The following is a 13,985-nucleotide window of genomic DNA, read 5'->3' as shown; positions in this document are numbered from 1 at the left end:
GTGAAGGTGGAGGGCAGCCGGCGGCCCCGATCAGGGCCAGTCACCCTCGTCGGGGCCGCCGGGCATGCCCTACGGCTGCTCCTCCTCGGTCGCAAGCTGTGCCGAAGCCAACGCCGTTGCCGGATCCTGCGCAGGGCCCCCGGCCGGAACCCAGCGGCCGCGTTCCTCGCGGTGGGGCCACCAGCGTCCGTCCCGTCCCAGGCGCAGTTGGCTCGGCGTACCGATGACCGTCCACTGGTTGCCCTGCGCCCGCAGCGACGGCTGTTCGTCCTCGTCCCAGGCCGAGTCCAGGGCGGCACGCGCGCGTGCGAGGCTCTCGCCCGCGACGCTCCACTCCTCGTCGAGCACGGACAGCGCGGCGACGCCCCCGAGGCGCCAGGCGCGGACGGGCCACCGCCAGCCCCTCGCGGCCGCGCCCGGAGCCGTCGAGCAGCGCGGCGACATGGCCGGCCCGCTCGACGGCCATGTCCAGGAAGCGGTCCCACTGTTCGCCGGTCAGCTCCTCCAGCAGCACGTCGGCCCGGTGCGCCGTACGGTCGCGGCCCTGCACGACGGCGGTGATGCGTCCCGGGCGCACCGACACCGCACCGACCGCTCCCGCGCGCGCGAGCCTGCGGCCGGCCTTCAGCTGCTCCGAGTCCAGCGCCGTCTCCTCCAGCCCTTCAGCCAGGCCTGGCCCCACCATGTCTGTGCGAACCCTCGCCCGTGTGCGGGCGGCAGCGCGGCGAACGTGCGATCCATGTCACCGTCGTGTCGAGTCATCGAATGCCCCCTCGCAGTTCCACCAGATCGGCCAGCTCCGCGTCCGTCAGCTCCGTCGGCGCCGCCTCGCCGGCGCCGAGCACCGCGTCGGCCAGTTCCCGCTTACGGCTCAGCATGTCGGCGATACGGTCCTCGATGGTCCCTTCGGCGATCAGTCGGTGCACCTGCACGGGCCGGGTCTGGCCGATGCGGTACGCGCGGTCCGTGGCCTGCGCCTCGACGGCGGGGTTCCACCAGCGGTCGTAGCGCACGACATGCTCGGCGCGGGTGAGGTTCAGGCCGGTGCCCGCCGCCTCAACGACAGCAGGAAGACGGGCACTTCACCGTCCTGGAAGCGCCGCACCAGGGACTCCCGCTCGGCCAGACGCGTTCCGCCATGCAGGAACTGCGAAGGCATGCCGCGAGCCGCCAGATGCTGTTCGATGAGGCGTCCCATGCGCACGTACTGTGTGAAGACCGGGACGCTCGACCCCTCGGAGAGGATGGTGTCGAGCAGCTCGTCCAGCAGTTCCGGCTTCCCCGAGCGTCCGACGATCCTCGGCCGCTCCTCCTTGAGGAACTGCGCCGGGTGGTGCAGATCTGCTTCAGACCCGTCAGGAGCTTCACGTTCAAACCACGCCGGGCCATGCTGTCGGCTCCGGCGATCTCCGCGAGGTCTCGCGGACCACGGCCTCGTACAGACCCGCCTGTTCCGTGGTGAGGGACACGGCACGGTCGGTCTCCGTCTTCGGCGGCAGCTCCGGCGCGATCTCAGGATCCGACTTGTGCCGGCGCAGCAGGAAGGGCATCACGAGCCGTGCGAGGCGTTCTGCGGCGGCCGGATCGTGACCGCCCTCGACGGCCTGCGCGTAGCGCGCGCGGAAGGTGCCGAGGCGGCCCAGCAGGCCGCCGGGGAACAGCGGCTGAAGATCGAATTCGACGAAGCGGACTCACCGGAGCAGCTGGCCTGCTGCGCACCGGCGCTCTCTCCTTCGGGGTGATGCGTGTGTTCCGGGATGAGGACGGCCTGGCCCCGCGGACTCTGGCCGACCGACCGTTGGGCGTGGTGCTGCGCCCTGACCATTCCCTGACGGGTCACTGCGTCTTGTCCTGGGCGGAACTCGCGGACCAGGAGCTTTTATGGTTCCCGAGCAGTCGCAATCCGAATTCCTCCGAGGGTGTCCTGGGACACCTGGCCAAACGGGGCTGGACGCCCCGTCTGCGGAGCGTCGACGGCCACAATCACGCCCTGTACTGCCGCCACCTGCGGAGCAGCCCGAACCTGGTCGCGCTGCGGCCCCGGGACACCGTCGGCGCCGAGGTGGGAATGGCCTGGCGTCCGCTCCCGCCCGACGCACCGCACGAACGCTTCGTCCTGGCCGCACCGGCCGACAGCCCGTGGGTGGCTCTGCTCGGCACGCGGCCTGACCGGCCCTGAGTACCGCATGCCTCAGCGCACGACCGTTCGCGCGATCGTCGCTTGGCCGCCGACCCGGATTCGGTGCTCCACGCCGTCGTGGTGAACGGTTGCTGTGATGGTCGACGGGCAGCCGAGGTGGTCGCCCATGTCGACGATGAGGCGGTCCGTACCGGATCCGGCCGCGTGCGCGGCCAGGCAGGCCGTGCTGTTGGCGTTGGCGATGTCCTCGGGGACTCCGATCGACGGCGCGAACATCCGGGCTGCCGCCCGGCCGTGCCGGTCCGGGAGCGAGTAGGCGTAGCAGCCCAGCAGACCGTGGCGGTCGCAGGCTGCGCGCAGCAGGGTGAAGTCCGGGGTGAGTTCGGCCAGCACGGCGCGGGACCGGACGGGCAGCAGAAGCCTCGGCCGCCCGTTCGACGCCACACAGACGTCCCTGGCGACTGCGTCCTCGGGCAGTCCGAGGCCGTGTGCGATCGCCTCCAGTTCGGGCCCTTGGGCGTCGCTCAGGCTGACCGGGCCTGGATCGAACGATGCTGTCAGGCTGTCACCGTTTCGGGTGGCCCGGCCGTCGAAGCTGCGGTGGGTCGTCCGCAGGACGGCGCAGTAGTCGTCGCCGCCTTCACGTTCGGCGAGCAGTGCGAGGGCGGCGACGGTGCCGTGGCCGCAGGCGGGCAGTTCGCCTGCGGCGGTGAAGAACCGGAGGGTGTACGACGGATGGGCGCGCTCGGTTCCGGTCGTGCGGAGGAAGACGGCGTGCGACGTTCCCAACTCCGTGGGAACACGGCGTCGTTCCTCGTCGGTCAGCGGCGCGTCGTCCAGAACGGCGGTCGGGCTGCCACCCCTGTGCTGTCGCTGACACGCGTCGACGATCGCTACCTCGGGCATGGCACCGGGCCGGTGGTCACCAGCATCGTCAAGTCGAGTGCGGGCGCGCTGTGTGTCAACGCTCCGACCGAGATGAGGTCGACGCCCGTTTCGGCGATGGCGCGGACACTGTCCAGGCGGACGGTACCCGAGGCCTCCAGCAGGATCCGGGGAGCGTCTGCCCGTCCGGCCCGGATCTTCACCACCTGCTCGATGTCGGCCAACGGCATGTTGTCGAGCATGATCCAGCGGGCCTCGGCATCGAGCGCCTCAGCAGCTTCTGTCACGGTCTGCACTTCGACATCGACCTCCCCCGTCTGCCCGGTACGTGCCATCCCGCGGCGGACCGCCTCGATCGCTGCGGTCACCCCGCCCGCCGCGGCGATGTGGTTCTCCTTGAGCAGGGCCTAGGTCGAGCCGGTGGTTGCGGCCACCGCCGACGGTCACCGCGTACTTGTCGAGGGCACGCAGGCCCGGTGCCGTCTTGCGGGTGTCCAGAATGCGGGTCTTGGTCGCGGCCATGGCCTGGACGTAGCGGTCGGTCAGTGTCGCGATGCCGCACAGGCGTTGCAGGAAGTTCAGCGCCGTGCGCTCGCCGGTGATCAGGCTGCGCGCCGGACCGGACAGGCGCAACAGGACGTCGCCGTCGGTCAGCCGGGCGCCGTCGGCGACGCTCGCCTCGATCTCGACCTCGGGATCGACCTGCGCGAAGACCTCGGCGACCGCGGGGAGGCCGGCGGCAATGCCGCTCTGCCGGGTGCGGACTTCGGCCGTGGCCGCCAGGTCTTCGGAAACACTCCACGCGGTGGTGATGTCCCTCCCCAAGGCGTCCTCGGCCAGGGCGACGGCGACGGCGGTTCGTCCCGCAGCCGAGGGAAACCGTCTCGTGGTCATCTGGTCTCCATCTCTGAGTGGGCGTTGAGCCTGGCGGTCACCACCACTGACGCAGCTGCAGCGCAGGTAGTGCTCCCAGGCGGTGATCGTGGGATTCCGCAGCGCACGGTGCGGGGCGACGCGGGTGGGCGGTTACCACGACGGGCCCCTTTGTTTCGTTTTCCGAAGCGATCGCCGATGGTAGCGTTTCGGAATCCGAAGCATCAACCTTGGAGGCTGGACTCCACGCCATGCCAACCCCACAACCCGGCAAGCCAGTTCGTGGTTCGACCACCGGTCGCCCCCTCATGGCCGCACTCGACCTGTTCGGACGGCGGTGGAGCCTGCGCATCCTTTGGGAGCTGCGCGGGGGCCCCCTTGGGTTCCGCCCCCTGCAGAAGCAGTGCGACGACATGTCCTCCAGCGTGATGCGGCAGCGCCTGACCGAACTGCTGGATGCCCACGTCGTTCACCAACTACCCGACAGCCGGTACGAGCTCACTCCACTGGGGCGGGATGCCTGCCTCGCACTCGGCCCCCTCGTCCAGTGGTCGGAGCGCTGGGCGGCGACGCTCGACCCGCAACCGGCGCACCGCGACAGCGAGCGGCCCGCCGACGGCGCCTCGCATCCCGCCGCCGGGGGCGACGGGGCGCCCGAGACGGGTAATGCCGGCTGACGCCCGCGCGGCCTGGGCTGACAGCGCGCTCGGAAGCTCCGTCGGCACCTAGCTCCTCGCCAAGCCGGGTGAGGTGATAGGCGTCGCCGTGCAGAGTGAGCACGCGGGCGCCGGTCACCTCGCCCAGCCGGGTGCTGAGCACGCTCGATGACATGCGTTCACAACGGCGCTGCAACTCCCGGAAACGCTGCAACTCCCGGAAGCCTGCCGGGGCTTGGCTCAGTTACCCCAGGATGCGCAGCGTCCAGCGTCGACCGAGCGGATCGAGTGCAGCCATGGCTGGGCGCCCTGAATAGGACCCACGTACCGGTGAGCCCGGCCGACGCGTTCTGGCTTCCATGCCTACTCCTTGCGCTTCGGGTTTCGAAGCATCATAGTGATTCGAAAACCGAAGCAGGAGGTGTCCATGCCGCGCATCGAACCGCTCGCCCCGCCATATCCCGCGGCCATCGACCAGGCACTGCGCCGATGGATGCCTCCCGGCGTGACACACGAGCCGCTCACACTGTTCCGGGTACTGCACCGCAACCCGGAACTGGCCTCACGCATGTTCGCCCTGGGGGGCGGCCTGCTGGGCCACGGACTTCTTCCCGCCATCGACCGCGAGATCATCATCGCCCGAGTAACCGCACGCACCGGCTGCGCCTACGAATGGGGGGTACACGCCGCGACCCTCGCCCAGCAGGCCGGACTGAGCCAGGAGCAGCTCCGGGCCACCACCGACATCGACGTCGCAGCCAACACCGCGTGGCTGCCTCGTCATGCGGCACTGCTCAACGCCGTCGACGAACTGCACGACACAGCACAACTCTCACAACCCGCCTGGGATTCCCTGGGCGTCCACTACGAAGACGCCCAACTCCTGGAGTTCCTCGTGCTGGCCGGCTGGTACCGAACCATCAGCTACCTGGCCAACGGGCTCCTCCTGGAGGAAGAGCCCTGGGGTGCCCCGTTCCCGGCGCAGTGAGCCCTTTCCAACTTCACGCTGAGTCGGCCAGATGTAGAGCGAGGGCGGCTTGGGCGGGACATCGTTCACGACTTCATCCAGACAGGGATGCCTGGTGAACTGAGCGATTGGTACGAGTTGTAGGCAGGGCTCCATCGCCAACTGAGAAATCGTCTCATCTCGACAGCACACCACAATCAGCCAGTCCCTTGCGAACCGCCCTCTGAAATGCCCGGTGATCCGTCGCCGGGGCCGATCAATCTGAGTGTCGACTCGAAGCCTGGCACGCTTGTCCGAACACAGGAGGTTTCCATGGCCAAGGGCTACTGGGTCAGCGTCTACCGCACCATTTCCGACCCCGAGAAGCTGGCCGCCTACAACAAGCTGGCCCGTGCGGCCGTCCAGGCCGGGGGCGGGCGGGTGCTCATCCGCGGCGGTCGGGTCGTCGCCCACGACGCCGGAATCGCCGAGCGCACCATCCTGATCGAGTTCGACACCTTTGAACAGGCGGTCGCGGCACGCGAGAGCGCGGCATACCAGGAGGCACTGGCCACCCTTTCCGACGCCGTCGAGCGCGACTTCCGCATCGTCGAAGGCATCGACTGACCGGCGCAATGACGTTCGGGCCGGCTGGCGGCCCCGCTGGCCTCGTCGATTGCGGGGCAAGCCTTACCCGTCCGAGGTGAACCCCTCGGACGGGTAGAACAGGTCGCAGACTCGGTCGGTCTCAGTCTGCAGGAACCCGGTAGCTGGCTCTCTCGTTGGACGACGCACGCCGGAAGGCAGGACATCAGGCTGAGCAGGGAGGCCAGGGCTACACCAGTGCGCACGTTGACGGCGCGTTGGGGCACTTGTGCGCCCGCGGCGACCACGCGGGCGCCGCGCCATCATGCGGGCTGGGTGGTGATGGTGCACAGGCGTTTGGTAGCCCGGGTCAGGGCCACGTACAGGTCCCTCTCCCCGCCGGGGCGGGCCGTGATGATCTCCTCGGGGTTCAGGACGACGACCCCGTCGAACTCGAGGCCACGTGCTTCGGACGCGGGCACAATGCGTGCGTGGTCGGCGATACCGTGAGCCGTCAACTGGTTCACCCGGGTGTCCGCGCAGATCACTCCCAGGAGTTCGTCCGGCTGCGCGGTGCTCTGAGCGCGCAGTTCCTCCACTACGGCGGTGACCAACCCGTCCCCATGAGTGGTCACGGTGCGCGGGCTCTCACCGCTGCGCAGTGACCGTGTGGGCCGCTGGTCCGGAGCGATCCGCGCGAGCAGGTCCCGGACGCTCTCCAGGATCTCCTGCGTGGTGCGGTAACTGACCGTCAGGTCGTGCAGTCTGAACCGCGTCCCGACATGCGGGCTCAGGGCTTCCTTCCAGTCGCGTGCCGTCGTGGCCGGGCCCGACTGGGCGAAGTCACCCACCAGCGTCATCGCCCTCGCCGGGCAGCGGCGGACGATCATCCGCCACTGCATGGCGGTCAGTTCCTGCGCCTCGTCGACGACGACGTGCCCGTACGTCCGCTCGGGCGGGCCGTCGACCAGGCTCGCCGCCTCGTCCAACAACGGCACGTCCGCATCGGTCCACGGGGCGTCCGGGGCACGCAGGAGAAGGGACCGCTCCTGCGGGGTCAGGGTCGGCAGGCGCTCGGCCAGGGCGTCGGCATCCGTCAGCAGTGCCTTCACTAGGTCGCCGGGTACCAGCCTCGGCCACAGCGCCTCGACCGCCCGGTCGACACCGGCGTCGTCGAGGAGATCGGCCCCGATGGCGTCCAGGTCCAGCTCGTGGACCGGACCCGGGTCGGCGGCGCCCTCGGCACGGCGCTGGGCGACCCCCGTGAACCGGTCAAGGTTCAGGCCCGTCATCTGCTCGGCATCGGCGTCGATCTGCTCCAGGAGGTCGCCCATGTCCCGTTGCATCGCGTCGGTGACGGCGTCGACCAGGAGTTCCTTGAACGCCTGGCGCGCGGGGTTGTGGCCGGATGTGGCCGCCAGGGCGGCGGCGCGTGCAGTGGCGACCTCCTTCTCGGACAGGTGGACCAGTTCCTGCCCGACCCGGACGGTGAAGTCACCGGCGGGGGCCTGGTGGTCTCGCAGCAGGCCGGCCAGGGCGTCGGCGAGGCCCAGGCCGCCCTTGAGGCGCGCCGTGTCGAACGGGTCCACCGCGTCCGGGGACACTCCGGCCAGTTCCTGACAGGTCGCCAGATCGACGTCGTTCTCCCCGAGCGAGGGAAGGACCTGGGAGATGTAGTCGAGGAAACGGGCGTTGGGGCCCACCACGAGGACGCCCTCCTCCGCGGCGCGCGGGAACGCGTACAGGACGTAGGCCGCCCGGTGCAGGGCGACCACCGTCTTGCCGGTGCCGGGCCCGCCCTGCACCACGGTCACCCCGCGGTGGGCGGAGCGGACGATCTCGTCCTGCTCGGCCTGCAGCGTCGCGACGGCCGCGTGCATCCTGCCCGTACGCCGTGCCGACAGAGCCTCGGTCAACGGGCCGTCCCCCACGACGTCTTCGTCGGTCGGGGCGGTCCCGTCGAGCAGTTCGTCGCTCACCGAGACGACCGTGCGCTCCTCGAGGCGCAGGTGCCGGCGCCGCCGCAGATCCATCGGGTGGACCGGTGTCGCCTCGTAGAAGGGCCGCGCGGCGTTCGCGCGCCAGTCCACGAGCAGCGGCAGTTCGTCCGCCTCCGTGTGCAGTCCGATCCGCCCGATGCGCAGGGCCGTGCCGTCCGTCCAGTCGATGCGCCCGAAGACCAGCCCCTTCTCGGCGCCTTCCAGTCGGCCGATCTCCTTGGTCAGACGGTCGGCGGCGATCTCTCTCTCGTACGCCTCGCCGGCGCCGTCCGCCGGGGCCTTCAACACACTCGCCCGGTTCGCTCGCGCCTCGGAAATCCGCTCGGTGAGCAACTCATACAATGAGGACACGTAACCTTGCTCCGATTCAACCGCACGCACGGCAGAATCATTTATGTTTGACAACAAGGGACTCCTTCGATTCGAGCCGCACCATACGGCCAAAGTTCCCTAAAGGTGAGTCTTGACTTACTTGTTGCGTCTATGTCTTTACGGCTGACCGCACTTCGTGTCATGCATTCCGTCGTTTTCCTTGAATGTCGGTGATGCTTTCCCGTGCACGGGAAAGGCAGTGAATCCACGGGAAAGGTGCGTGGTCGCGTCACAGGCCGGGACGGGGCTGGCCTGCATTCCACATGCGGACACCGGCGGCCGCCGTGACCCGGTTGTGCGACGCGGCGAGTTGGGTCGTGTCACCGCCGCCGTGTGCGGCCCGGATGCCGGACCTCAACGACTCAACATGCTGACGTGACAGGGAAGTTGAGCGTGATCGTCTTGCCGAGGCCCGTGTCGTCGGCCAGACAGCAGCCCAGGCCCAGGGACGTCATCCGGACCAGCCAACTCAGGCCACGCCGCTGGTAGTCCCGCAGCGCCGCCGCGAGGGCGGCTGGCTGACCCACCGGCTCCTGTCCCTCGGGGTCCACAAGGCGTTCGCGCAGCGCCGCCGGCCACCCTGTGGGCCGCACCTCGATCTGGCGGCCGTCCACTTCGGTGGAGCCCGTCAGAGCGGCGCCGAGCGCGTCGATGGGCGTCACCTTGCGGTCCAGCTCCTCGCGTGTGAGCCGCTGGTCGCCCGGCGCGAACCACCAGTTGAAGGCGAGCAACGCGTCGGCGGACAGGAACGACGGCGTGTCCGAGGCGACCCTGCCGGGCGCGTGCGCGGGCTCGCCGTCCGGTGGACCGATCACCGCGCGGGCGGTCAGTGTGCGGGCCGGCGCCTTGGGCCAGTGCACGTCGACGCCGGCGCCGGCGAGGGCTCGGGTGCCCTCTCCCAGGAGGTCGGTCACCTCCTCGTCGGCGAGTTCCACGGCGTCCGGCACGGCGGCCGAGAGCAATGGCGTGAGCGGATTCCAGGCCCGCGCGGCCCGGCGAAGCGCCAGCAGGGCGTCCATCCGCGCGCGCGGGCCGAAGGCGCCGGATCCCGCCCACACGTCGCCCGCATCGGCCACCAGCGTCGGATCACTCACGCTGTGCACCTGCAGCACGGCCCGGAACGACAGCCCTGTGTCATCCTCCGTCGGCGCGGCGAGGCCGGGGACCTCCAGCCGCAGGGAGAGCCGTACGCCCGTGTCGTGGCCGGAGGCGACAGCGGTGGCCCACGCACGTTGTCCGGGCAGGTGCTGCGGCTCCTGAGCCGCGTAGGCGGGTGCGCCCGTCACGAGCGCGGCCGCGGGGGAGCGGGGAAGCGCGTCGGCGACCGCGTCCAGGAAGGCCCGCAGCAGTCGCTCCGGGTCCGGAAGCCTCAGTGGCTCGACGCCCTCCAGTGGCACGGCGTGTGCTTCGGGCGGCATCGCGGCGGCAAGAGCGCGGATGCGTTCGACGTCCTCCGGGCGCAGGGGGCCGGCGCGCCAGGCGTCATGGTCGTCGGCCGAGAGGCCGGGCAGCAGCAGGCCGCGTGCCACGAGTTGCAGGGCCAGCACGGCGGCCGTGCCCCAGAACGCGGCCGCTCGGGGAGCCCGCGCGGAGGCACGCGCACGCGTGAGCACAGGCAGGGCGGTGCGCACCGGGAGCACGACGGCCGGCACGTTCACCAGCTCGACCCCGTCCTCGCCGGGCAGGGCGACGGCCAGCTCCTCGACGGGTCCGGACGCGACGAGCGGAACAGCGACGCCGTCGGTTCGCCAGAAGGCGACCCGGCCGGTGCGGGCCGGATCGCCGGGTACGAAAACGGCTCGGCAGCAGGCCAGTTCGGAGATCTCGGACGGTGTTGCCTCGGGAAGCCTCGGCACGCTCTGCAGCACTCCTCAAATTTGACTACTCGGGTCGAGTGGCCGAGGGTACAGCATCTCGACAACCCATCCGGCAAGCTCACCTCGTGACCTGGGTCACGCACCGGTCGACATGGGTATCTCCTCTGTGCGGAGCCCGGCGCGTCGACCGCACATCGGATGTGACCGGATCTCCGCGACCAGTAGGGGCCGCACCTCAGGGTCGTCTCAGGGTCGCGGTTCGGAACCGTTGGAAGCGCGGACCCGTTTTCAGGTCAGAGAGCGGCAGTGGCCGCGAAGGAGGCGACGCACATGTCGAAGAACGCGAAGATCGCCGCAGGAGGTGTGGCGGCCGGTCTCATCCTGTTGATCTGGCTGCCCTGGTGGGCCGCGCTCCTGATAGTCCTGGGAGTCCCGGCCGCCGCCTACCTCACGCTCGATCCGTCACAGCGGCGCAGGCTGCGCCGCGCCACGCGCAAGGAGCTCGGTCGCTGACCTCACCCGGCCGCCGGAGCAACCGGGGTGGACAGCGCGCAGGAGTTGAGTACATCGCCGCTCGCGGGCCTGCCGACGGTACGGTCCGCGGGCGGTGGAGTGCCACGCTCCACCCATGACACGAGTGCGTCGAACGCCGACCGGTAGCAGGGCAGGATCGGCCGGAGCCGGTCGGGATGGGTGTCGTACAGCCCGTCGACGTGCGTGCCGCCCGCGATCGTGAAATAGCGGTGCACCGGCCCCCGCCCGCTCGCGTCGACCATGCGCGCGTACACGTCCGAGTCGGTGGCCTTCGGCAGCAGCGCGTCCAGGTCGCCGTGCAGCGTGATCAGCGGTCTGCCGATGCGCCCCGTCAGCGCCACGCGGGTGACGGCGCGGCGGACGGAGGCCGGACGCGACGCGTAGTCGTACGAGGCGTCTGATGCGCACGGTGCCAGGATCTGTTCCGGGGTGGTCCCGGCGGATGGGCCGGGACAGCCGGGGTCGTACGCCGGGTCGAACTCGGCGCGGTAGATCTTCTGCGTGACTCCCCAGTAGGCCCGCTCGTGGTAGGGCCACAGAAACTCGGAGCCGCGCGCGAAACCGACCGTGTACAGGTCCTCGTCCTGTGCGGAGCCGAGCATGCGTGCCACTGCCACCGGCAAGGAGGTGAGCAGGTTGGGGCCGTCCGCGGTCCACAGGGTGCCCTCCCAGTCCACGCCGCCGTCGTACAGCTCGGGATGGTTCTCCAACTGCCAGCGGGTGAGATACCCGCCATTGTAGAGGCCGGTCATGTACGTACGGCGAGGAGCGTGCCCGTAGCGCTGGGCCACTGCCTTGCGGGCGGCCCGGGTGATCTGGGTGGTCCGTGCGTTCCACTCGGCGACCGCGTCACCGGGCCGCTTGCCGTCGCGGTAGAAGTCGGCGCCGTTGTTGCCCTTGTCGGTCGCCGCGTAGGCGTAACCCATTGCGAGCACCTGGTCGGAGATCGCCGTGTCCGTCGCGTACTGCCTGCGGGTGCCGGGGGCTCCGGTGACGACCAGTCCGCCGTTCCAGCGGTCCGGCAGCCGGATCACGAACTGTGCGTCGTGACGCAGGCCGTGTGTGGCGTTGAAGCGAGAGGAGTCCGGGAAGTAGCCGTCGATCTGGATCCCGGGAACCCCGGCCGGTGTCCGGGTGCCCCGTGCCGTCAGCCCGGCCTGGTCGGCCATGTCGGTGTAGGGCGTGCCGGCGAGTCCCGTCGTGGTCAGATCCGGGAGGCAGGCGCTCTGCTGGAAGGCCGCGCCCGGTACGTGCAGGCGCTCCTCACGAGAGCAGTGGTGCTCGTCAACTGCCGTGGCCGTTGCGGGCGTCGGCCAGGTGAGGGCGGCGGTCAGCAGCGTGGCGGCGACGAACGGAAGACCTTGGGACGGGCGCATGAGGCCTCCTGGGAGGGGGGAGACGAGGGCAGCAGAGAGAGCGGAGCCGCGAAGGCTGGCTCATGGTGCGCCCCTGGCTCCGCGCCTTCCATGGGCTGGGGCCACATGGAACGCCGCCGCCAGATGGGCCCCCGAGACACGCCACTGCCCAGGTGTCCCAAGGCAAGTGGGGAGAGGAGGCCCGGCGCCTCTTCGTGAGGCTGACGACTGCGGACACGGGGTGCGGGGAACGCCCTCCCGGCGTTCCCTGGACGCTCCGGACACCGCAGCCGTGCCGGAAGCCGTAACCGCACCCGTGCCGGAAGCCGTAACCGTGCCGGAAACCGAGGCAGTGCCGGACGCCCGGCGGGTGCCCCAGGCCGCGGCCCGTTGCAGTCTGCCCCGGCGTGGGGCTCAGCTGGGGCGTACGGCCATCTTGTCGAGCGCTTCCAGCAGCCCGGGCAGCTCAGGGCCGCGGCCCACCGGCAGGACCTCGCCGGGCTCGTCGTCGAGGAGGACGAACGCGATGTCGTCGGTCCTGGCGACGAGCGACCAGCCGGGACCGTCCGCGCGCAGGGTCCGCGCGTCGCCCGGCGCGAACGACGACCGGACGCGGCCGAGGGGCGGCGGGGAGTCCACGTACGCGCGTGCCTCGGCGAGGACCCGCCGGATGCCGCTGCGGCCGCCCGGGCTCGCGCCCTGCGTGCCCCTCTCGGCCTCGCGCTGTCCTTCGCCCTCGGCCGCCGGCTCGGTGGCGTCCGACGCACCGTCCGGCGTCGCGAACTCGGCGTCGTCGATCTGCTCCCGCCACATCGCCCACTGCAACGCGATCTCGTCGGCGCCCAGGCGCCGCTGGGGCGGCCCCCACACGCTCGTGTCGGGCGGCGCGAGCGGCGGACCGTCCGCGATCTCGGGGTCGGGATCGTGCGGCGCGGGCACGTTGGGGGCGGCGACGGCGACCGCGAGGGGCCACCCGGGCAGCGCGGCCACGACCGTGCGTTCGTCGGGTGACAGGTCGTACTCCATGCCGCAGTCCCAGGAGGCGATGGCGACGGCGACCAGGGAGACGTCGTCGATGACGACCGTCCATCGGGCGCCCTCGCCGTCCTGGCCGAGTACCAGGCCGTATCCGTCGGCGAGCGGCGCGAGGCCGAGCGCCGCGCAGGCCTCCGGATAGTCGTCGCCCAACACGCTCGGGAACTTCGCCGGCGTCAGCAGCACCGCCGTGAGCACATAGAGCGCATCGTCCGCAGCGGCGACGGCCTCCTCGTCCGTCCCGGCCATCCCAGCCTCCCCTTCGGTTCGTCCATCGGCGCGCACCCTAGTGCGAGCGGAAGCCGCTTGTCACGACTCCCAGGCACACCCGGAGCTGCAGTTTTCCGACCGGACGGGGCGAATCGACCGCGATTGCCCGCGGTGTCAGGCCGCCGGGAGCCCGAGCAGCGACCGGGCGACGGTCTGCGGCGACTCGTCGCGCTCCCGGGCGAGCGCGATGACGGCCCGGCACGCCAGCTCGCTCACGCCGAACGACAGCGCCTCCGGAGACACCCAGCCGGAGGCCTCGTCGATCTGCTCCTGGTCGTCCTCCGCGCGGGCCGAGACATACACGGCGGCGGCCTCGAACAGATTGTGCGTCTGCCTGTTCCTGTCGCTGTCCGCCTCCGTGCGCATGGACCGGAGAAAACTCGCATACGACTTGCGCACCCTGCCCCACATGATGAACCGCCTTCCCCCTGTGTGCCTGTTCTGATTGATCGTCCATCTTCCCCTGACCAACGTAGAGTTGGAGCCTCGGCGGCAGAAGGCACCCGGCAGAACTGGG

At 70.5% G+C, this 13,985-nt stretch carries 12 protein-coding genes and 3 pseudogenes; 5 read left to right on the top strand and 10 right to left on the bottom strand.

Going from position 1 to position 13,985, the window contains the following annotated elements; all coding sequences use genetic code 11:
• Positions 1–69: 69 nt before the first annotated feature.
• A pseudogene (locus AB5J49_RS05070) lies at positions 70–762 on the bottom strand (hypothetical protein).
• Positions 759–1,649, bottom strand: a pseudogene (locus AB5J49_RS05065) (DEAD/DEAH box helicase); the annotation flags it as partial. The pseudogenes AB5J49_RS05070 and AB5J49_RS05065, both read right to left, overlap by 4 nt.
• A gap of 98 nt (positions 1,650–1,747) precedes the next feature.
• Between AB5J49_RS05065 and AB5J49_RS05060 the strand changes: the two are divergent.
• Positions 1,748–2,179, top strand: a complete 432-nt coding sequence (locus AB5J49_RS05060; protein ID WP_369167259.1) for a LysR substrate-binding domain-containing protein — start codon at positions 1,748–1,750, stop codon at positions 2,177–2,179.
• 12 nt (positions 2,180–2,191) lie between these two features.
• Here AB5J49_RS05060 and AB5J49_RS05055 read toward each other — a convergent pair whose 3' ends face one another.
• Genes AB5J49_RS05055 through AB5J49_RS05045 form a run of 3 tightly spaced genes read right to left on the bottom strand, consistent with a single transcriptional unit; the run spans position 2,192 to position 3,919 of the window.
• On the bottom strand, positions 2,192–3,046 hold the full coding sequence (locus AB5J49_RS05055) for a PhzF family phenazine biosynthesis protein (RefSeq protein WP_369167258.1): 855 nt from the start codon (positions 3,044–3,046) through the stop codon (positions 2,192–2,194).
• A complete protein-coding gene (locus AB5J49_RS05050) occupies positions 3,034–3,393 on the bottom strand; it encodes a hypothetical protein (RefSeq protein WP_369167257.1) in 360 nt (119 codons plus the stop codon). Before AB5J49_RS05050 ends, AB5J49_RS05055 begins: the two co-directional genes overlap by 13 nt.
• Positions 3,296–3,919, bottom strand: a complete 624-nt coding sequence (locus AB5J49_RS05045; protein WP_369167256.1) for a nicotinate-nucleotide diphosphorylase — start codon at positions 3,917–3,919, stop codon at positions 3,296–3,298. Before AB5J49_RS05045 ends, AB5J49_RS05050 begins: the two co-directional genes overlap by 98 nt.
• Before the next feature lie 287 nt (positions 3,920–4,206).
• Between AB5J49_RS05045 and AB5J49_RS05040 the strand changes: the two genes are divergently transcribed.
• The 3 genes from AB5J49_RS05040 (at position 4,207) to AB5J49_RS05030 (ending at position 6,127) form a co-directional block, all read left to right on the top strand.
• On the top strand, positions 4,207–4,575 hold the full coding sequence (locus tag AB5J49_RS05040) for a winged helix-turn-helix transcriptional regulator (RefSeq protein WP_369167255.1): 369 nt from the start codon (positions 4,207–4,209) through the stop codon (positions 4,573–4,575).
• 406 nt (positions 4,576–4,981) lie between these two features.
• Positions 4,982–5,542, top strand: coding sequence for a carboxymuconolactone decarboxylase family protein (locus AB5J49_RS05035; RefSeq protein ID WP_369167254.1), 561 nt, complete (start codon positions 4,982–4,984; stop codon positions 5,540–5,542).
• Positions 5,543–5,833: 291 nt separating this feature from the next.
• Positions 5,834–6,127 (top strand): DUF1330 domain-containing protein, encoded by a 294-nt coding sequence (locus AB5J49_RS05030; RefSeq protein WP_369167253.1) that lies wholly within the window; start codon positions 5,834–5,836, stop codon positions 6,125–6,127.
• A gap of 281 nt (positions 6,128–6,408) precedes the next feature.
• Here AB5J49_RS05030 and AB5J49_RS05025 read toward each other — a convergent pair whose 3' ends face one another.
• Both AB5J49_RS05025 and AB5J49_RS05020 read right to left on the bottom strand, forming a co-directional pair.
• Positions 6,409–8,436 carry an ATP-dependent DNA helicase gene (locus AB5J49_RS05025; protein WP_369167252.1) on the bottom strand — a complete coding sequence of 676 codons (2,028 nt, stop codon included), beginning with the start codon at positions 8,434–8,436 and terminating at the stop codon, positions 6,409–6,411.
• Between the two features lie 410 nt (positions 8,437–8,846).
• Positions 8,847–10,313 (bottom strand): annotated as a pseudogene (locus AB5J49_RS05020) (SNF2 helicase-associated domain-containing protein); the annotation flags it as partial.
• Between the two features lie 291 nt (positions 10,314–10,604).
• Between AB5J49_RS05020 and AB5J49_RS05015 the strand changes: the two are divergent.
• Positions 10,605–10,787: a hypothetical protein gene (locus AB5J49_RS05015; RefSeq protein WP_062704261.1), complete on the top strand. Its 183-nt coding sequence runs from the start codon at positions 10,605–10,607 to the stop codon at positions 10,785–10,787.
• Between the two features lie 2 nt (positions 10,788–10,789).
• Here AB5J49_RS05015 and AB5J49_RS05010 read toward each other — a convergent pair whose 3' ends face one another.
• The 3 genes from AB5J49_RS05010 to AB5J49_RS05000 form a co-directional block, all read right to left on the bottom strand.
• On the bottom strand, positions 10,790–12,184 hold the full coding sequence (locus tag AB5J49_RS05010; RefSeq protein WP_369167251.1) for a tannase/feruloyl esterase family alpha/beta hydrolase: 1,395 nt from the start codon (positions 12,182–12,184) through the stop codon (positions 10,790–10,792).
• Between the two features lie 393 nt (positions 12,185–12,577).
• Positions 12,578–13,447, bottom strand: coding sequence for a hypothetical protein (locus AB5J49_RS05005; protein ID WP_369167250.1), 870 nt, complete (start codon positions 13,445–13,447; stop codon positions 12,578–12,580).
• A gap of 135 nt (positions 13,448–13,582) precedes the next feature.
• Positions 13,583–13,879 (bottom strand): hypothetical protein, encoded by a 297-nt coding sequence (locus tag AB5J49_RS05000; RefSeq protein WP_369167249.1) that lies wholly within the window; start codon positions 13,877–13,879, stop codon positions 13,583–13,585.
• Positions 13,880–13,985: the final 106 nt, after the last annotated feature.

This window comes from Streptomyces sp. R28 (assembly GCF_041052385.1).
Classification (GTDB): domain Bacteria; phylum Actinomycetota; class Actinomycetes; order Streptomycetales; family Streptomycetaceae; genus Streptomyces.
The sequence above is the reverse complement of the archived record's forward strand: the minus strand, read 5'-3'. Positions and strand labels throughout refer to the sequence as shown.

Bases quoted from the DNA above. Each gene is read 5' to 3' on its own strand.
- AB5J49_RS05005 (WP_369167250.1), bottom strand. From the start codon at position 13,447: ATGGCCGGGACGGACGAGGAGGCCGTCGCCGCTGCGGACGATGCGCTC.
- AB5J49_RS05045 (WP_369167256.1), bottom strand. From the start codon at position 3,919: ATGACCACGAGACGGTTTCCCTCGGCTGCGGGACGAACCGCCGTCGCC.
- AB5J49_RS05035 (WP_369167254.1), top strand. From the start codon at position 4,982: ATGCCGCGCATCGAACCGCTCGCCCCGCCATATCCCGCGGCCATCGAC.
- AB5J49_RS05000 (WP_369167249.1), bottom strand. From the start codon at position 13,879: ATGTGGGGCAGGGTGCGCAAGTCGTATGCGAGTTTTCTCCGGTCCATG.
- AB5J49_RS05055 (WP_369167258.1), bottom strand. From the start codon at position 3,046: ATGCCCGAGGTAGCGATCGTCGACGCGTGTCAGCGACAGCACAGGGGT.
- AB5J49_RS05010 (WP_369167251.1), bottom strand. From the start codon at position 12,184: ATGCGCCCGTCCCAAGGTCTTCCGTTCGTCGCCGCCACGCTGCTGACC.
- AB5J49_RS05040 (WP_369167255.1), top strand. From the start codon at position 4,207: ATGGCCGCACTCGACCTGTTCGGACGGCGGTGGAGCCTGCGCATCCTT.
- AB5J49_RS05015 (WP_062704261.1), top strand. From the start codon at position 10,605: ATGTCGAAGAACGCGAAGATCGCCGCAGGAGGTGTGGCGGCCGGTCTC.
- AB5J49_RS05030 (WP_369167253.1), top strand. From the start codon at position 5,834: ATGGCCAAGGGCTACTGGGTCAGCGTCTACCGCACCATTTCCGACCCC.